16 protein-coding genes are annotated in these 19,081 nt (G+C 55.3%); 8 read left to right on the forward strand and 8 right to left on the reverse strand.

The window, feature by feature from the left end; all coding sequences use genetic code 11:
* Positions 1-15: 15 nt before the first annotated feature.
* On the forward strand, positions 16-444 hold the full coding sequence (gene uspG / locus ECL_RS15165; RefSeq protein ID WP_013097606.1) for a universal stress protein UspG: 429 nt from the start codon (positions 16-18) through the stop codon (positions 442-444).
* Positions 445-503: 59 nt separating this feature from the next.
* On the opposite strand, the gene ahpF is transcribed toward uspG, so the two are convergent.
* Positions 504-2,069 carry an alkyl hydroperoxide reductase subunit F gene (gene ahpF / locus ECL_RS15170; protein WP_013097607.1) on the reverse strand — a complete coding sequence of 522 codons (1,566 nt, stop codon included), beginning with the start codon at positions 2,067-2,069 and terminating at the stop codon, positions 504-506.
* 188 nt (positions 2,070-2,257) lie between these two features.
* A complete protein-coding gene (ahpC, locus tag ECL_RS15175; RefSeq protein WP_008501015.1) occupies positions 2,258-2,821 on the reverse strand; it encodes an alkyl hydroperoxide reductase subunit C in 564 nt (187 codons plus the stop codon).
* 638 nt (positions 2,822-3,459) lie between these two features.
* Between ahpC and citR the strand changes: the two genes are divergently transcribed.
* From citR to ECL_RS15190, 3 genes are all read left to right on the forward strand, one after another.
* Positions 3,460-4,359 (forward strand): DNA-binding transcriptional repressor CitR, encoded by a 900-nt coding sequence (gene citR, locus ECL_RS15180; protein ID WP_013097608.1) that lies wholly within the window; start codon positions 3,460-3,462, stop codon positions 4,357-4,359.
* 171 nt (positions 4,360-4,530) lie between these two features.
* Positions 4,531-5,754 carry a phosphoadenosine phosphosulfate reductase gene (locus ECL_RS15185; protein ID WP_044158796.1) on the forward strand — a complete coding sequence of 408 codons (1,224 nt, stop codon included), beginning with the start codon at positions 4,531-4,533 and terminating at the stop codon, positions 5,752-5,754.
* On the forward strand, positions 5,739-6,365 hold the full coding sequence (locus tag ECL_RS15190) for an IbrB-like domain-containing protein (protein ID WP_013097610.1): 627 nt from the start codon (positions 5,739-5,741) through the stop codon (positions 6,363-6,365). Before ECL_RS15185 ends, ECL_RS15190 begins: the two co-directional genes overlap by 16 nt.
* Here ECL_RS15190 and ECL_RS15195 read toward each other — a convergent pair whose 3' ends face one another.
* A complete protein-coding gene (locus ECL_RS15195; protein ID WP_013097611.1) occupies positions 6,366-7,526 on the reverse strand; it encodes a pyridoxal phosphate-dependent aminotransferase in 1,161 nt (386 codons plus the stop codon).
* A 122-nt stretch (positions 7,527-7,648) separates the two neighbouring features.
* Here ECL_RS15195 and ECL_RS15200 point away from each other — a divergent pair, with 122 nt between their 5' ends.
* Genes ECL_RS15200 through ECL_RS15210 form a run of 3 tightly spaced genes read left to right on the forward strand, consistent with a single transcriptional unit; the run spans position 7,649 to position 9,488 of the window.
* On the forward strand, positions 7,649-8,263 hold the full coding sequence (locus tag ECL_RS15200; RefSeq protein WP_013097612.1) for a methylthioribulose 1-phosphate dehydratase: 615 nt from the start codon (positions 7,649-7,651) through the stop codon (positions 8,261-8,263).
* The gene (mtnC, locus tag ECL_RS15205; RefSeq protein WP_013097613.1) at positions 8,260-8,949 is read left to right on the forward strand and encodes an acireductone synthase; all 690 of its coding nucleotides are present in this window, start codon (positions 8,260-8,262) and stop codon (positions 8,947-8,949) included. Before ECL_RS15200 ends, mtnC begins: the two co-directional genes overlap by 4 nt.
* A complete protein-coding gene (locus ECL_RS15210) occupies positions 8,946-9,488 on the forward strand; it encodes a 1,2-dihydroxy-3-keto-5-methylthiopentene dioxygenase (RefSeq protein WP_013097614.1) in 543 nt (180 codons plus the stop codon). The genes mtnC and ECL_RS15210 overlap by 4 nt, the downstream gene beginning before the upstream one ends.
* Before the next feature lie 75 nt (positions 9,489-9,563).
* Here ECL_RS15210 and ECL_RS15215 read toward each other — a convergent pair whose 3' ends face one another.
* Together ECL_RS15215 and mtnA are read right to left on the reverse strand one after the other, a co-directional pair.
* Complete coding sequence (locus tag ECL_RS15215; protein WP_013097615.1) at positions 9,564-10,043, reverse strand: SRPBCC family protein; 480 nt, start codon at positions 10,041-10,043, stop codon at positions 9,564-9,566.
* A 43-nt stretch (positions 10,044-10,086) separates the two neighbouring features.
* Entirely contained in the window at positions 10,087-11,103 is a 1,017-nt protein-coding gene (gene mtnA, locus ECL_RS15220) for an S-methyl-5-thioribose-1-phosphate isomerase (protein ID WP_013097616.1), read from the reverse strand.
* Between the two features lie 104 nt (positions 11,104-11,207).
* Here mtnA and mtnK point away from each other — a divergent pair, with 104 nt between their 5' ends.
* Positions 11,208-12,407, forward strand: coding sequence for an S-methyl-5-thioribose kinase (gene mtnK / locus ECL_RS15225; RefSeq protein ID WP_013097617.1), 1,200 nt, complete (start codon positions 11,208-11,210; stop codon positions 12,405-12,407).
* Positions 12,408-12,436: 29 nt separating this feature from the next.
* Here mtnK and ECL_RS15230 read toward each other — a convergent pair whose 3' ends face one another.
* From ECL_RS15230 to ECL_RS15240, 3 genes are all read right to left on the reverse strand, one after another.
* Positions 12,437-16,594 carry an inverse autotransporter beta-barrel domain-containing protein gene (locus ECL_RS15230; protein WP_013097618.1) on the reverse strand — a complete coding sequence of 1,386 codons (4,158 nt, stop codon included), beginning with the start codon at positions 16,592-16,594 and terminating at the stop codon, positions 12,437-12,439.
* A 132-nt stretch (positions 16,595-16,726) separates the two neighbouring features.
* Positions 16,727-17,968, reverse strand: coding sequence for an LVIVD repeat-containing protein (locus ECL_RS15235; protein WP_013097619.1), 1,242 nt, complete (start codon positions 17,966-17,968; stop codon positions 16,727-16,729).
* A gap of 43 nt (positions 17,969-18,011) precedes the next feature.
* Positions 18,012-19,076 (reverse strand): sugar ABC transporter substrate-binding protein, encoded by a 1,065-nt coding sequence (locus ECL_RS15240; protein ID WP_013097620.1) that lies wholly within the window; start codon positions 19,074-19,076, stop codon positions 18,012-18,014.
* Positions 19,077-19,081 lie beyond the last annotated feature (5 nt).

Here is a 19,081-nt window from a genome sequence, read left to right on the forward strand (position 1 = left end):
CAAGGAGAAACGGGTATGTATCAAAGAATTATTATGCCGGTTGATGTTTTTGAGATGGAGCTGAGCGACAAGGCCGTACGCCATGCGGAATTTCTGGCGCAGCAGGACGGGATTATTCATCTTCTACACGTGCTGCCGGGTTCTGCCAGCCTGAGTCTGCATCGCTTCGCCGCCGATGTACGCCGCTTTGAAGAGCATCTGCAGCACGAGGCGGAAAATCGCCTGCAAACGATGGTCGGGCACTTCACCATCGACCCTTCCCGCATTAAAACGCATGTCCGGTTTGGCAGCGTGCGCGATGCCGTTAACGAGCTGGCGAGCGAGCTGAACGCCGACGTGGTGGTTATCGGTTCACGCAATCCGTCCATTACCACGCATCTGCTGGGTTCAAACGCCTCCAGCGTTATCCGTCACACCCACATTCCGGTGATGGTCGTGAGATAAAAAAAGAGGCCACCTTCTGGTGGCCTCTCCTGGTGCAGGTGCAGTCTTACTGACTTTTATTATGCTGTTTTGGTGCGAATCAGGTAGTCGAACGCGCTCAGAGACGCTTTCGCCCCTTCACCGGTCGCGATGATGATCTGCTTGTACGGCACGGTAGTACAGTCGCCCGCCGCAAATACGCCCTTCACGCTGGTTTCACATTTGGCATCGATGATAATCTCGCCCATGCGGTTACGCTCAATGGCGCCTTCCAGCCAGGTGGTGTTTGGCAGCAGACCAATCTGCACGAAGATCCCCGAAAGCGGAACGCTGTGCACATCGCCACTGACGCGGTCGCGGTACTCCAGACCGGTGACTTTACTGCCGTCGCCCTTCACTTCCGTGGTCTGCGCATTCAGCACGATGTCGACGTTTTTCAGGCTGCGTACTTTATCCTGCAGTACCTGGTCTGCCTTCATCTCTGGTGCAAATTCCAGCAGGGTAACGTGTTCAACAATGCCCGCCAGGTCGATAGCCGCTTCAACACCGGAGTTACCGCCGCCAATCACCGCCACGCGTTTGCCTTTAAACAGCGGACCATCGCAGTGCGGGCAGTAGGTCACGCCTTTGGTGCGATACTGATCTTCACCCGGCACGTTCATGTTTCGCCATTTGGCACCGGTGGCAATGATAACACTGCGGGCTTTCAGCACCGCGCCGGAAGCAGTTTCAATCTGGTGTAAGCCACCTTCGACTGCGGCAGGAACCAGCTTGCTGGCGCTCTGGCTGTCGATCACATCCACTGCGTAATCATTGACGTGCGCTTTAAGTGCGCCAGCCAGTTTCTGGCCTTCGGTCTTCGGCACAGAGATGTAGTTTTCGATATCCACGGTATCCAGCACCTGGCCGCCAAAGCGTTCGCCCATCAGACCGGTACGAATACCTTTACGTGCGGAATAGACCGCTGCCGCGGCGCCCGCCGGGCCAGAGCCGACAATCAGTACATCATACGCATCGCGCTTGTTCAGCTCTTCTGCGGCACGTTTTTCGGCGCCGGTATCCACTTTGGCCACAATTTCGGACAAGGTCATACGGCCCTGGCCAAACTCCTGCCCATTCAGGAACACTGCCGGAACCCCCATCACGTTGCGATCGGTGATTTCGTTCTGGAAAGTGCCGCCATCAATTGCGGTGTGTTTAATACGCGGGTTCAGGACTGACATCAGGTTCAGCGCCTGCACCACGTCCGGGCAGTTGTGGCAGGAGAGTGAATAGTACGTTTCAAAGGTGAAATCCCCGTCGATATCGCGGATCTGCTCCAGCAGCGCCTGCGCCTCTTTCGACGGATGCCCACCGGTCCACAGCAGAGCCAGCACCAGTGAGGTAAATTCGTGGCCCAGCGGTGAGCCGGCAAAACGCGGCCCCTGATCAGAGCCCGGGTTGGTGATCAGGAAAGATGGCTTACGCACCGCCAGATCGTTCGCTTCTTTGAAGGTCACTTTCGGTGACAGTTCGGCGATCTCCGCCAGCAGTTCCTTGATTTCTGCCGATTTAGCGCTGTCGTCCAGCGTGGCAATCAGCTCAACAGGTTTGGTCAGTTTCTCAAGGTATGCCTTGAGCTGGGTTTTCATTGTAGTGTCGAGCATTGTTCTTCCCTCTCTAAAAACGTCATCATGCAAGCTGCCTTATACGGGCGGCCTGAATGCAACTTGCATCATGGTGCTGGAATGAAATGGGCGCGGGGGGCGCCCATGGGTTGCCGGGTGGCACGTCGTTTACCCGGCCTACGATACTGTAGGCCTGTGCAAGCGCAGCGCCGCCAGACTTTACAGACTTAGATCTTGCCGACCAGGTCTAAAGATGGAGCCAGCGTCGCTTCGCCTTCTTTCCATTTCGCCGGGCACACTTCACCTGGGTGAGACGCCACGTACTGAGCGGCTTTCACTTTACGCAGCAGGTCAGATGCATCACGGCCGATACCTTCAGCGGTAACTTCGATAGCCTGGATAATGCCCTGCGGGTCAACAACGAAGGTCGCACGGTCTGCCAGGCCTTCATCTTCACGCATGTTGTCGAAGTTACGGGTCAGGGCGCCAGTCGGGTCACCGATCATCGCGTATTTGATTTTCGCGATGGTTTCAGAGCTGCTGTGCCACGCTTTGTGGGTGAAGTGGGTGTCGGTAGAGACAGAGTACACGTCTACGCCCAGCTTCTGCAGTTCATCGTAGTGATCGGCTACGTCACCCAGTTCGGTCGGGCAAACGAAAGTGAAGTCAGCCGGATAAAAGAAGAACACGCTCCAGCGGCCTTCGGTATCTTTCTCAGTGACTTCAATGAATTCGCCGTTTTTGAACGCCTGGTTTTTGAAAGGTTTAATTTTGGTGTTAATCAAAGACATCTGTACTTCCTCCGTGTTTTCGTTGAGATGTAAGGTAACGAACTTTCGCTACATGGGCTAATGCGTTTGCTTTATCAAATCAATCAGCCATACCTAACAACCCGAACAAGACAACGTTGTGAACCCAATGAATAAAAGCCCGAAAGTAAAAAGGCCGCCCTGGTGGGCGGCCCTGATACCTGAACTTTCCACAGGAACTTTCAGTGCCAGTGAGACTGGCGTTGCGTTGCGCTCTACATACCTTTATATCAAGGTCGTTACAGCCCCCCGATTACAGCACTCGTGTCGGGACAGGGCAATGGATTGAAGGGATAATCATATCTATGGCTGTGATAGGTTTTACCAAACTAAGCATTCCCCATCGCCGCTAATGCTCACGCCAGTAAAAATAAAAATGAGTGATAATTACTTGTCCATATATAAATCTGACTATTTTTATTCAGTTCTGTTTTCTATTTTAAAGGTAAAAATATCTTAACCATTATTGAAGTTCTATTTCATTAATCTACGTTCGTGATATATTAAGTTGGTTTTCAATCATAATTAAGCGAGCTAACCATCAAGGATGGTAAATGGTTACGTTCCTTCTATAGTTATCAGTGATGTGATAACGCAACGCAGCACACTCAGGATGAAACATGGCAAATCTTTACGACTTAAAAAAATTCGATCTCAATCTGCTGGTCATTTTCGAATGCATCTACCAACACCTGAGCATCAGCAAGGCAGCAGAAACGCTCTACATAACGCCTTCCGCGGTCAGTCAATCCCTGCAGCGGCTGCGTAACCAGCTGAACGATCCGCTGTTTATCCGTTCGGGAAAAGGGATCACTCCCACCACCGTTGGGGCAAATTTGCATCATCATCTTGAGCAAAACCTCAATCAGCTTGAGCAGACCATCAACATCATGCATGGCTCATCGCTCAAAAAGAATTTTGTCATCTACTGCCCGCAGGTTCTGACAACTGACAATCTGCTCAACCCCATGAAGCTATTGATGCGAGAGCACAATTATGAAATAGAGCTTCATGACATGCTGCTGTCCGCGGATTCCGCAGAAGACCTGCTTGCCTACCGTAAAGCAGACTTAATTTTCTCCATTGCGCCTATCAACAATCGCTCAATGGTATGCGTTCCCTATGTTAATTACCGAATGATTCTGGTGTGCAGCCAGGATCACCCCCGTCTGCAGGAGACCGCTACCCTGGAAGAGCTGCAGAAAGAGAAGTTTACGATCTTCCTGAGCGATGAAGCGGGTGTGAAACACTATCAGTCAAAGACTGAGGAAGTGCATGCCGACAGGACAATCGGTTTTCGCTGCGACTCTCTCTTTTCAATCATGGCCATGATCAGCGCATCGCATTTAGTGGGATATATCCCGGAAGTCCTGTATGAAAAATACCGTGACGTATTGCGACTGAAAAAAGTTGACGCACCCTTTACGCTGCCTCAAATGGAAGTCTTCATGGTTTATAACCGCTCAGCGCTTAACAGCTCGGTTTTCTCGAAGTTTGTTGAGCAGATTACGCAAAAATAAATCCGAATGGCTGTAATATTTACAGCCATTTCTCTCATCAAAATATAATCCTCATTTATAGATAATAAAAAATCTGCCTTTTTTGATTTACCTGCCTTTATTTTCACTACTATTATTCTCTCTCCTGCATTGACATGAACGTCCGGTATTTATTTCCAGGAGGAGTTGCCTTTGTCAATTTATAAGCATCCACTTAATCAAAATGTCCTTGACGCTGCCACAGAGCGCATAACATGGACGCTTGAGAATCTGCCAAGGGTCTGTGTTTCATTTTCTGGCGGAAAAGATTCCACCATTATGTTCCATTTAACGGCCCGACAAGCCCGAAAAATGGGAAAGAAAATCTGTCTGTTATTTATCGACTGGGAAGCACAGTTCACCTGTACCATTCAGCATGTGAATAACATGATCGCACAATACGCCGATGTGATTGAAAAATGCTGGTGGGTAGCGCTCCCGTTGACCTCGCAAAATTCACTTTCACAATTCCAGCCCGAATGGCAGTGCTGGGAGCCGGGTAAAAACTGGGTACGCACGCCCCCGGAAGAGGCGGTAACCGATCCAGATTACTTCTCGTTCTACCAGCCCGGCATGACCTTCGAGGCCTTTGTTCGCGAATTTTCCGACTGGTTTGCCAAAAGGCGCCCGGCAGCAATGATGATCGGTATTCGTGCCGATGAATCCTACAATCGCTTTTTGACTATCGCCAACGCACGAAAGCAGCGCTTTGCCGATGACAAACCCTGGACCACCGTCGCCCCCGGCGGGCACGCCTGGTATGTCTATCCGCTTTATGACTGGAAAACCGCCGATATCTGGACCTGGTTTGCGAAAACAGGCGGGTGCTATAACCCGCTTTACGACCTGATGTTTCAGGCTGGCGTGCCGCCGCGCTATATGCGCATCTGTGAACCCTTTGGCCCGGAGCAGCGTCAGGGATTGTGGCTCTATCATGTTGTGGAGCCCGAACGCTGGGCGGCGATGTGTGAGCGGGTAAACGGCGTGCACAGTGGCGGGGTCTACGCGGGGCAGGACAATCATTTCTATGGCCACCGCAAAATTCTGAAACCCGACGCGCTCAGTTGGCGGGAATACGCCATGCTGCTTCTCGACAGCATGCCGCACACCACCGCGGAACATTACCGCAATAAAATCGCGATCTATTTGCACTGGTATCAGAAGAGAGGCATGGCCGATATTCCCGACACCCAGGAGGGCGATATCGGCGCCAAAGATATCCCGTCCTGGCGACGCGTGTGCAAGGTATTACTCAACAATGACTACTGGTGCCGGGCGCTGTCATTCAGTCCGAACAAACCCAGGCATTACCAGCGTTACAGCGAACGGATGAAATCAAAACGCAAGGAGTGGGGGATCTTATGCAGCAGCAATTAATTAACGAGATGAAAAATTATCTTCAGTCTCTTCCCGAAGATAAACGCATTGAAGCCATTAACGCCTTTCGCCAGGCCATCCATGAAAATAGCCCTTTTCGCGAGCAGCCTGTCGACTGCGTGCTGTGGATCAAACAGGACGAGATTACCGCGAACGATTACAACCCCAACAACGTTGCCCCGCCGGAAAAACGGCTGCTCTGTAAATCCCTGGAGATGGACGGTTTTACCCAACCCATTGTAGTGACGGAAAGTGAGGCCCGGCATTATGAAATTGTCGATGGCTTCCATCGGCATGAAATTGGGTCCAACCGGGCGGTATTAAAACGCCAGCTTAAAGGCTATCTGCCTGTTACCTGTCTGCGTAAAGAGCGGCAGAAAAAGTTCGACCGGATAGCGGCCACTATTCGCCATAATCGGGCGCGCGGCCGCCATCAAATCAATGCGATGTCCGATATCGTCCGCGAGCTGGTGCAGCTTGGCTGGGACGACGAGAGAATCAGTCAGGAACTGGGAATGGATAGCGACGAGGTATTGCGCCTCAAGCAAATCAACGGCCTGCTGGAACTCTTTGCAGACCGCCGTTACTCAGAAGCCTGGACGGTCAAATAATCAGAGCGCGTTAAGACGCTCTGCCGCCGCCAGCAGCGTCGATTCCTGTTTCGCAAAGCAGAGACGAATCAGCTTATGCGGGAAGGGATCGGCGCAAAAGACGGATAACGGGATCGCCGCCACGCCCACCTCTTTGGTCAGCCACTGGCAAAAACTGACGTCGTCCAGATCGGAAATGGCGCTGTAATCGGCCAGCAGGAAATAGGTGCCTTCACACGGCAGGATCTCCAGACGGCTCTGACTCAGGGCACTCACAAACCGATCCCGGCGTGCGCGGTAAAATTCGGGCAGCTCACGGTAATGCTCAGGCTCAGCGCGCAGCATATCGGCCAGCGCCAGCTGGGCAGGCGTGTTCACCGCAAACGTCAGGTACTGGTGCACTTTACGCAACTCCGCGCTGATGGTCGCCGGCGCCACGCAGTACCCCACCTTCCAGCCGGTCATATGATAGGTTTTACCAAATGACGACACCGCCACAGCGCGCTCGCGAAGCTGCGGATGGGCCAGCACGCTGACGTGCCCTTCCCCGGCAAAGCAGATGTGCTCATACACTTCGTCGCTCAGGACATAAATTTCATGTTCCGCAATGGCCTGCCACAGCGCGGCGAAATCGCTCTTCTGCCACACCGTCGCCGACGGGTTGTGTGGTGTATTCAGAATGACCAGCCGGGTGTTGTCGCTCAGCAGCGCAGCAAACGCCTGCCAGTCCGGACGAAAATGCGGCGGCTGTAATGCCACGCGCTTCACCACGCCGCCGGACAGTTCGATGGCAGGCGCATAGCTGTCGTAGCTTGGGTCAAAGCAGATAACCTCATCGCCCGCGCGAACCAGCGCGGTGATGGCCGCATACAGTGCTTCGGTCGCACCTGCCGTCACCGTAATGTCGCTGTTGGCATCCGGTTGATAGCCATAGCATTCCGCCGTTTTATCCGCAATGGCGTCACGCAATGCCTGCACACCGGTCATCGGCGCATACTGATTCGCCCCCTGGGCAACGTGCCAGGCCAGACGCTCCTGCAAATAGCCTGGACCATCAAAATCCGGGAACCCCTGCGAGAGGTTAATGGCGTTGTGCTTCTGGGCCAGAGCGCTCATCTGCGTAAAGATAGTGGTGCCCAGGTTGGGAAGTTTGCTTTGCGGAATCAATGCGTTATTGCTCATTGTGGGGTGCCTGCTTGTAATACTTATGTTGCTGCCACTATAACACGATGTTAGTCTTTGGCAATCAAGACGCTTAGACGTCTAAACAATATGAATATTCCTGACCGAGAGGGTAAAAGGAAATGACAGACAACCTGCAACTCACGCAACTGGTCGAAGCCTGCCGCTGGATTGGCGCCAAAGGCTGGGCCCCCGCCACCGGCGGTAACATGTCGGTACGTCAGGATGAAAACCTGTGCTGGCTCAGTGAATCCGGCAAAGACAAAGGCAGCCTCACGCCGGATGATTTTCTGCAGGTGGAGATCGCCACCAATCGCGCCCCCTCTGGCCGTAAACCTTCGGCCGAAACCGGGTTACACACGCTTATCTATCGCCTGTTCCCGGAGGCCAACGCCGTACTGCACGTCCACACGGTGAACGCCACGGTGCTCTCGCGGCTGGTGAAAGAGGCGGAGTTGCACATCAGCGGCTTTGAAATGCAAAAATCCCTCACCGGGCAGACCACGCATCTGGCTACGGTTGCCATTCCGGTATTCGATAACGACCAGGATATAGACGCCCTCGCTTCGCGAATCGCCCATTACGCGCAGGAGCGCCCGCTTAATTATGGTTTTCTTCTGCGCGGCCATGGCTTAACCTGCTGGGGACGTGATGTGGCCGAAGCCCGCCGTCATCTGGAAGGATTAGAATTCTTATTTGAATGCGAAATGCGTTTACGACAACTGGAGAAGATATGATTCGCGCGATTGTGACGGATATTGAGGGAACCACCAGCGATATCCGTTTTGTCCATGATGTTTTGTTCCCTTATGCGCGTGAGCGTCTGGCGGCCTTCGTCACCGCCCAGCAGTACGCCGAGCCGGTCAAATCGATTCTGGACAACCTGCGCGATGAAATCGACGCTCCGCACGCCAGCGTCAGCGATCTTATCGAGACCCTCTTCACCTTTATGGATGAAGACCGTAAATCGACGGCGCTGAAGGCCCTGCAGGGAATTATCTGGCACGACGGTTACGTCAACGGCGACTTTACCGGCCATCTCTACCCGGACGTGCTGCCGGCGCTGGAAAAATGGAAAGCGCAAGGCATTGATCTCTATATTTATTCCTCTGGCTCCGTCGCTGCGCAGAAACTGTTATTTGGCTACAGCGACGAAGGTGATATTACTCATCTGTTCAGCGGCTACTTTGATACCCATATTGGTGCCAAGCGTGAGGTGCAGTCTTATCAGAATATTGCGGCGCAGACGGGCATCGCCCCGTCGCAGATCCTGTTCCTGTCGGATATCCATCAGGAGCTGGACGCTGCTGAACAGGCCGGTTTTCGCACCCTGCAGCTGATTCGCGGTGATGATGACGGCGCAAGCCACCATCATCAGGTTCACCAGTTCGACGAGATTAACCCGGAGCAGATCCCTTCATGAGCGCATTAACCATTTATTCCGATAAAGACGCCAGTAAGCACCTGTGGCACAGCACCGACGCCGCCGAGATCGCCCAACAGCTCAACGCCAAAGGTGTGCGTTTTGAACGCTGGGCGGCTGACCGTGATTTAGGGCGCGACCCTGCCCCAAAAGTGGTCATTGACGCTTACCAGCATGCCATCGACAAGCTGGTCGCTGAGAAAGGCTATCAGAGCTGGGATGTGATCAGCCTGCGCGCCGACAACCCGCAAAAAGAAGCGCTGCGCGCCAAATTCCTCAACGAGCACACCCACGGCGAAGATGAAGTGCGCTTTTTCGTGGAAGGCGCGGGATTGTTCTGCCTGCACATTGGCGATGAGGTGTATCAGGTGCTGTGCGAAAAAAACGACCTGATTTCGGTGCCAGCAGGCACACCGCACTGGTTTGATATGGGCTCAGAGCCAAACTTTACGGCCATCCGTATATTCGATAATCCGGAGGGCTGGGTGGCGCAGTTTACCGGTGATGCGATTGCGGATGCGTATCCGCGTCTGGCATAGGTGAAAATTGCTCCCTCTCCCTGTGGGCTGAGGGATCCCCATAAAATAATGCCTGCACGGAGGACCCCCTCTCCCTCAAGGGAGAGGGGGTCTGAGAGACTTCACATACCCCACCAGCTGATCCAGCACGATCCCCCAGCCTTCATGGAAGCCCATCTGTTCATGCTGCTCACGGATTTCTTTCGTGGGATGGCGCGCAATCGCCGTATAGCGGGTTTTGCCCTCCCCAAGATCTTCCAGCAACAAAATCGCCGTCATAAACGGCTTTTCGGCCGGTTTCCACCCTTCGGTATAGCCGTCGGTAAAGACCAGCTTTTTGCCGGGATCGATTTCCAGGAAAACACCTTTATTGTCCATTTTTTGCCCGTCCACGTCGAAAACGGTATTGAACCGTCCACCCACGCGCAGGTCGAGGTCGCATTCGGTCACTTTATGGGGGGCAGGAATAAAGAAGTTTTTGATGTGCTCTGGCGTCGTCCAGCAGAGCCACAGCAGGTCGCGCGGTGCATCCACCACGCGTTCCAGTTTTAAGTCTGTTTCGGGATCGAGCGTCACGATGTTGTCCTCTCAGGGGAACCCCTTACAAGGATAGCCGGACTCAGGCGAATTTCCCGTTTGCTACCGCTTCCGGCGTGACCACGCCCGTATCCAGTACCCAGCCGCTAATCAGCGAGGCTGGGGTGACGTCAAACGCCGGGTTGTAAACCTGCGCATTTTCTGGTGCCCACTGTACCGCGCCGAAGCTTCCCGCCACGCCCGTCACTTCACTGGCCGCGCGCTGCTCAATCGGGATCGCCTCACCGTTCGGGCACGCCGGGTCGAGGGTGGTTTGCGGGGCGGCGACATAAAACGGAATGCCGTGAAATTTCGCCAGCACCGCCAGGGAATAGGTGCCGATTTTGTTCGCCACATCGCCGTTGGCGGCAATACGATCTGCCCCCACCCACACGGCATCCACCTCCCCTTTTGCCATCAGACTGGCGGCCATGGAGTCGGTAATCAGCTGATACGGCACGCCCAGCTCGCCGAGCTCCCACGCGGTCAGCCTGCCGCCCTGCAGCAGCGGACGGGTTTCATCCACCCAGACGTTGCTGACGTTGCCCTCCTCATGTGCGCGAGCAATAACACCCAGCGCAGTGCCGACGCCTGCGGTTGCCAGACCGCCAGTGTTACAGTGGGTCAGCAGGCGGCTACCGGGCTTCACCAGCGCGCTGCCCGCTGTCGCAATGGCGTCACAAAGCTGCCTGTCTTCGTCAATCAGTCGCAGAGCTTCCGTCACCAGCGCCGGAACGAAATCTTCCTGCCAGAGCGCCTGCTTCATGCGGTCGAGATTGTTCATCAGGTTGACCGCCGTTGGGCGGGCAGCGCGCAGCGTTTCCAGCGCCAGCGCCAGCTCGTCGCGGCTTTTCCCCTTTTCCGCCAGCAGCGCCAGCAGCAGACTTGCAGAGAGACCAATCAGCGGCGCACCGCGCACCCTAAGGGCGTGAATATGCCCCACCAGCGCCTCAACCGTTGAGGCGTCAAGCCAGCGTTTCTCCTGCGGAAGGGCCTGTTGGTCGAGAATAAAGAGCTGATTATCCGCCACCCGCAGGCTGGTCGTCTGTAATGTCTGCATGTCGTTAATTCCCTGTTGCGTTGTTGTAGCACATTGTGTCAGGATGAAATCCAGATGTATAGACGTCTAAATGTCTTTATTCGCAAATCAGTGAGGAGCAGACAATGTCGCAATACCGTACCTTTACCGCCCAGGACGCCTTGGAGTATGCCAGGCAGTTTGGCGGCCTTGATAATCCATCATCACTGGTAGAGGCGCAGGAAGTAGGCGACGGCAACCTCAATCTGGTCTTCAAAATTTTCGATGCTCAGGGCGTGAGCCGCATCATCGTAAAACAGGCGCTGCCATACGTTCGCTGCGTCGGTGAGTCCTGGCCGCTGACGCTGGACCGCGCCCGTCTTGAGGCGCAAACGCTGGTGGAGCATTACAAACACAGCCCGCAGCATACCGTGAAAATTCATCATTTTGACCCGGAACTGGCGATCATGGTGATGGAAGATCTCTCCGACCATCGCATCTGGCGCGGGGAGCTGATTAAGAATAACGCCTACCCGCAGGCTGCGCGTCAACTGGGGGAGTACCTGGCGCACACGCTGTTCCACACCAGTGATTTTTACCTGCACCCGCACCAGAAAAAAGCGCAGGTTGCCCAGTTCATTAACCCGGAGATGTGCGAGATCACTGAAGATCTGTTCTTTAACGATCCGTACCAGATCCACGAGCGCAACAACTATCCGGCAGAGCTGGAAAACGATGTCGCCGCCCTGCGCGATGACGCCCAGTTGAAAATTGCCGTGGCCTCCCTGAAGCATCGCTTCTTCTCCCACGCCGAAGCGCTATTGCACGGGGATATCCACAGCGGATCGATTTTCGTGGCCGAGGGCAGTCTGAAAGCAATCGACGCCGAATTCGGTTACTTTGGCCCGATTGGGTTTGACGTGGGTACCGCCATCGGCAACCTGCTGCTGAATTTCTGTGGCCTGCCGGGGCATTTAGGCATCCGCGATGCCGCTGCCGCCCGGGAACAGCGTCTGATCGACATTCAGGCGTTATGGAATACCTTTGCGGAGCGCTTCCAGGCGCTGGCGCACGAGAAAACCCGGGATGCCGCGCTGAGTGCGCCGGGCTATGCCTCTGAATTTTTGAAAAAGGTCTGGCGAGATACCATTGGTTTCTGCGGAACGGAGCTGATCCGCCGCAGTGTGGGGCTGTCTCACGTCGCGGACATCGATACCATTCAGGACGACGCGATGCGCCACGAATGTCTGCGCCACGCCATCACGCTGGGTAAAGCGCTGATTGTGATTGCCGATCGCATCGACAGCGTGGAAGAGCTGGTGGCAAGAGTGCGCCAGTACAGTTAAAAAAACCTACCTTTCGGGAGGTTTTTGCATCAGTTTTTGGTGAGCGTGGTGGTCACGGTGTAATCGAGAGACCACGACGAATGCCAGTCTTTACCGGCAAACTTGATATCCCCACGGTAAACCCCGCTCGGGAGATCCGGGTTATCGGCCTCAACATACTTAAGGCTGGCGCTATAGCCTGTGGTTTCCCAACTGCTACACAGAACCGCCACATTGAACGGACGGGTGGAGCAATCCGATCTGCGCTGCGCGCGAATCTTCACGTCCCGGGTATTGCCTTGTTCGTCCTTCATCGGCACGACAAGCGTGCTGTAACCTTCGGCGGTCCATACCAGGGACGTCGGCCCCTGCGTACTTCCCGTTGCCACAAACCCAAGCGAAGGGAAGCCAAATATTGCGCCCGTACTGAATGCGCTTGTCGAACCGGTAACGCTCCACATGGCTGAATAGCTGGCAATAAACACAACCGTTTGATGGGTTTTAGTGGTGTTATTACTCTCTGCACTCACCTTTGCCGTACCGGTATCCGGGCCACTCAGCTTCACGGTCGCCACGCCGCTGCCATTGGTCACACTGGTTTGCGCTGAAAGGGTATTAAGCGTGGTGTTCCAGTTGACCGTCGCATTTTTGACGGCATTACCGTTTACGTCTTTCACCACTGCGGTGTAGGTAATGCGGTCGGTGTTGACTACCGCGTGGTCAGAACTGGCCTTGAGGCTCTCAACCCTGGCGGTAGTCGCATCGCCAATAAATGTTACCGGCTCCGCGTTTATCGCCGCCGTTGAACCGACAACTGTTGCGCTAACCGTTGCCGTTCCGGCCGTTGTCGTTGACGCCGTTACAACCGCCTGACCCGCTTCGTTGGTTTTTGTGCTGGCGCTGGCAAGCTTCACGCTGCTGTTATCTACACGCCACGCCACATCCACACCGCTAAGCGGGTTATGGTTGGCGTCTTCGACGGTGGCGGTCCAGCGTATGGTCGCGTTCCCGTCAGCCACCGCCTCTTTTTTATCCGGACTCAGGCTCGTAAATTGCGCTGTCGCCGGATTACCGGTCACGGAGAGAGTAAGCGTCTGACCGCTACCATTCACCGTCGCGGTAACCGTCATGTTGCCCGCTTTGCGCGATGAGAAGCGCGTTTCAGTCTGCCCTTGCGCATTAGTCATTGCTGAAACGGGTGTCAGGGTCACATCAGCCGCATCACTGCTGCTCCAGTTAACGGCAACGCCTGGTACAGGGTTCTGATGGCTATCCACCACGGTTGCGGTTAACAGTACGGTATCGCTGTCAGCCACAATGCCGGTCGTTTTATCCGCCGTGAGGGTAGCCAGCTTTGCCGTGGTGGTGTCACCGGTGAAGGTCAGTTTTGTCACGCGTAACGTGTTACTGCCGAACGTGGCCTGAAGAGAATATTCCCCCGCGGTTTCAGAACGTAAGGTCACGCTCGCCTCACCCGATGCATTCGTCACGCTGCTCGTATCGGACAACGTCGCGCCGGAAGGGCTCACCGCCCAGCCAACCTTCGCTCCGTCAACCGGGTTGTCATTGGCATCCACAACGGTAGTGCGCACGGTGATACCGTCGGTGCCATTGGCTACCGCCGTTACGCTGTCGGCGGCCATCTCCGTCATTTTCGCGGTCGTGAGATCGGCCGTGAAGGTTGCGCTGTCAGCACGAACGGGTGCGCTTTCAGCGGTCTGAGCCGTGATTACAACGCTGCCTGATTTCAGCGAGGTAACCACCAGCGAGGCATTGCCCTGCGCATCCGTCCGCGTACTGCTGGCGGCGAGCTTAACGTCTGGGTTATCTGCCGACCAGTTAACCTCTACGCCCGAAATGGCGTTACCCTGCAGATCGCGCACCTGCGCCGTCCAGGTAATACTGTCGCTGCCGTTGGCCACGGCCTGTTGCTTATCGGCCACCACGGCGGCGATACGCTGCGTGCTGGTGTCAGCGACAAACGTTACGGCTTCCGCTCTCACCGCATTCTGCTGATTTACATCGGCATAAACCCAGGCAACGCCCGTTTTTGCTGACGACAGCGACAACGTGGCGTTTCCGGCGGCGTCGGTAACCGAGGTTTTGCTTCCTGCGGTCGTGCCATCTTCCCGCTTCACCGTCCAGTTAACCGTCACGCCTTCAAGCGGATGATTGCTGTTATCTGCGACCTGCGCGGTATACGTTACGCTGTCGCTGTTATTGGCAACAATGCGGGTTTTATCGACATTGACCGATCTCACCTGTGCGCTGGCGCTGTCCGCAACAAATTTTAGCGTCGGGGTAGAGAGCGGGTTACCGTCCGCCAGTTGCGCACTCACTGTCGTCGCAACCACGTCACGGCTAATGAGTTGAATGCTGGCCTGCCCTTGTTCATTAGTGAGGGTGCGTTCAGCAGACAGCTGAACCGCAGCGTTATCCGCTGTCCATTTCACCTCTTGCCCCGAAACGGGATTGCCGGACCGATCGACAACGCTTGCCACAACGACAATTGGCGTTACGCCGTCTGCCGGTGCGCTTACGGTCGACGGACTGAGTGATGCAAGTTCCACAACCTCGGACACCGCCTCTTCAGTCACAGAGGCGGTAGCAAGCTTAATATTGCCGTCGATGAACGTCTGAATGGTGAGGGTGGCAGGCGCGGTTCCGCTGATAAGCGTTGCGCTGTATACGCCGCTGCTCGTTTCGCGAAACGCGCTTATTTGCGGTGCGACAGGCGCCGCGGTGCCTGTAACGGCATTTTTCAGGGTGATCGATGCGCCAAGACGCTCCGATAGCCCGGTTGCAGCCTCGCCGGATGCGGTTTTTAGCGCCAATGTTAATACCGACTGACTGGTGCCATCCGCCGGTAAGCGGGACGGAGACGCCGTCAGGCTGGGCTGCAGCGTGGTCACGTCCATGCCGTTTACGTTCACCGTCATCCGCGCGGTATCAGAAGCGTTACCGTGCTTATCCCAGGCCGTTGCGGTTAACGTATACGCGTTGGAACCGCCATTTTTCCAGGCTGGAAGCGTAATCACCACCTGGGCCGGATCGGCACCCGGTGTGATTTTGCCGCCGTTACGTATCAAATTGTCACCCTGCCAGTCGATGCGTTCGAGCCCGTATTTCGTTTTAACCTTCGCGGTTACGGTCTGGCGGGCATTTTCATTCCCGGCAATGTTTTCTGGCAGTGCGAGCGAAATCAGCTCCTGCTTACGGTAATCCAGGACAATATTGTTATTACGATCGACCAGCTCCTGACGTGACCCCAGCAGCGTACGGCGTGCCCCCACCTGGTCCGCATCAAGCTGCGTGCGCAGCGGCACGCCCGGCGCCCAGTTGACCGCAAGGTTAAACTGCGTATCCGATGCCTCGCCTTTACCCATTTTTTGGTTTACACCCAGGGTAACCAGCGGAATGGGCGTATAGCTCAGTCCAACGGTTACGGCGTAAGGATCTTTCTGACGATCGTCCTCATCGTCACCGAAAAGCCCGACGTGCTGACCATAGTATTGTTCGTAGACGAGGTTCGCCCCAAGCTGCGGATAGGCGGGAAGATACCCGGTTGCACGCAGGTCAAAGCCGTTCGCCACGCGCTCGTCATAATCGCGATAGCGGGACGAAGACATCCAGTCGCTTAAACGGTAGTAGCCGTTGGCTGAAAGACGCAGATAGTCCCAGCCTAGCTCGGCTCCAACACCAAGGCGCTGATGCTGATTCGCCGAAACCTGGCGATCGTAAAAGGTATTCACGCCCCACATCCATGCGGTATTAAATTCACGGTAGCCAAACCCGACATTAACGATATTTCTGTCGTCGTGACGACGGCCACCCAATTGGGTGAACACCAGCGACGTTTTTTGCTCGTATAAAGGGATAAGCAGATCTAACTCCGCGTCCTGAATGGAAAAATGCTCATCAGTACCGATATTCAGACGCGTGGTACCAAATTGATTTAACCAGGACTCAATTTCCTGCGTGGCGGTATTTGTTGCCTGGGACGTAATTGCGCTGGCGACAGAACGGCCACTGCCGCTCTCCAACAGTGACCCCGCCTGCACGGCGGTTTGTGCCACTACCCGCTCGGTGGTTTGCGGCTCGGCTACCTTATCCTGCGCGGCGACGGGCGTCGCGCCCAGCGAAAATAACGACGGCGGAAGGAGTTGCAGTGCTATTTGCAACCAGGCTGCACATTTTTTCAGGCTCATTAAATTCATCCTTGAATAAAAAAAGAGCCATAGTACGTATCAGGACTTAAAGATAAAGTCGGCGCGTTTATTTTAAGAATCTATAAATATAAGCATTCACCTTATAAATATATTACAGCCCCCCTTTCCCCTTCAGCCCAAATATTCAATCACCGACAAACCGCCGTTATAATCCGTGCTGTAAATAATTCCCTGCGCATCCACAAAAACATCACACGACTGGATCACCTGCGGGCGATTCGGGCGTGTATCCATCATCCTTTCAGGTGCAGCAGGTACCAGCGCCCCCGTTTCCACCGGGCGGTAGGGATTCGAAATGTCATACGCACGCACCCCTGCATTCTGAAAGGTGGCGAAGATCAGCGTGGAGCTGACAAAGCTTCCCGGCCGGTTCTCGTGCAGATTATGCGGGCCGAAATGCGCGCCTTTCGCCACGTAGTCTCTTTCATCCGGCTGCGGGAAGGTGGAGATACTTACCGGGTTCGACGGCTCGCGGATATCAAACAGCCAGATGAACTTCTCGCCGTCCTCCTGGTTGTCGAGCACCGCTTCGTCGAGCACCACCAGCAGATCGCGGTCCGGCAGCGGCAGCGCGGTATGCGTCCCGCCACCAAACGGCGGGCTCCAGTTGCGGTGGCTAATCAGCTTCGGCTGAGTGCGATCTTTGACATCCAGCAGCGTTAAACCACCGTCACGCCAGCTGCCGTATGCCGTATCCCCGGCAATAATGGCATGATGCAGCGCGTAGCGTTCGCCTTCCGGCCACTCTGGCCGTTCACCTGCGGCCTGGTTCATCCCCGGCAGCCACCAGCGCCCTGCCACTTCGGGCTTACGCGGATCGGCCAGGTCGATGGTCAGGAAGATATAGTCGGTAAAGCCGTCGATCAGCGCCGACACATAGGCCCAGCGACCGCCGACGTACCAGATGCGGTGGATACCAATGCCATGTAACGACAGAAAGCCGATTTCACGCGGCCTGTCCGGCGTGGAGATATCAAATACGCGCAGCCCGGCGCTCCAGCCTTTGTCCTGCACGTCGCTGACGGTCTCCCCCACCTGACGGGTGTAGTAGACCTTTTCATCGGCGAAACGGGCATCGGCAAACAGATCCCGGGCGTTAATCACCAGCAGTAAATCGTCGTGTGCCTGCAAATGCACATTCCAGGTGCCGGGCGGCGCAGGTATATAACCCGCCGCTTTCGGGTTTTTCGGGTCGCGCACGTCAACAATCGAAAAGCCCTGCGACACCATATGGCCAATATACGCATAACCGCGGTGCACCATCAGCTGCACGCCGTCCGGGCGACCGCCCTGGTCGCTATGGCCAATCAGCCGCATATTGCGGCTGTATTCAGGGGTGGGTAATGTTGTCACCTTTAGCTCCTTTCGCCGGGTGGCGGCTGCGCCTTACCGGGCACTATTTTGACTTCGCTTCCAGCGTCGCAAACCACGGCGCAATAAAGTCTTCGGTCTGTCCCCAGCCCGGAATGATTTTCCCCAGCGACGCCACGTTCACCGCACCCGGCTGGGCGGTCAGCAGCGCCTGCGGGATCGCCGCTGCTTTAAAATCATAGGTCGCAGGCGTCGGCTCTCCGGCAATCTTGTTAGCGATCAGACGCACGTTAGTTGCCCCAATCAGCTTTGGATCCACCGCCACGCTCACTGCCCACGGGCTTCCCGGCTCGCGCATCAGCTGTAAATCCTGGTTGGAGATGTCGATGCTGTAGAGCTTGATTTCAGTGCGGCCATTCTCCTTGAGGGCTTTATACGCCCCCTGGCTGAAGGCGTCCCAGGTGCCCCAGATAGCGTCGATTTTACCTTTCGGGTATTTCGCCAGAATTGCCCCGACCTTGTTGGCGGTATCGCCCTGCACGTCCGACGACACCGCGCCAATAGACTCCAGCTCTTTGATATTCGGGTACTGTTTCTGCAGTTCCTTATACGCCGTCTGACGACGCTCCATCGGCGGGAAACCGGCGACCCACAGCTTGACGATATTGGCCTTGCCGTTGAAATCTTTCGCCAGCTGGCCGAAGGAGAGATTCGTCAGGGAGGCATCGTCCTGCTGGGTGACCGTCACGCCTGGGATCTCGCCGTTGACGGCGGTATCAAACACCGAAACCTTAATCCCGGCATCCACCGCCTTCTTCACCAGCGCGGTCGCATACGGATCACGCCCCTGAGAGAGAATAATCCCGTCATATTTCTGGCTGATCGCCTGATTCACAAAGTCCTGGAATTTTGCGTCGTCACCGTTGCTTAAAAAGGTGCTGACCTTAAAGCCAAGTTTTTTCCCTTCCTGAATCGCCCCGGCGACAAACTGCGTGGTGTTGTCATCCGAGCCAAGGTTGCGGATCACCGCAATGCGAATGGGGCCGTCGTGGTTGGCAATGGCCGCCGGAACCGGTGCAGGTGTGGCCGCAAATCCCGGCAGAGAGGTGAGTAACCCAAGAGCCACCAAAGAGAGTGCAATCTTTTTCATTTTTT

It is taken from the genome of Enterobacter cloacae subsp. cloacae ATCC 13047 (assembly GCF_000025565.1).
Lineage (GTDB): Bacteria > Pseudomonadota > Gammaproteobacteria > Enterobacterales > Enterobacteriaceae > Enterobacter > Enterobacter cloacae.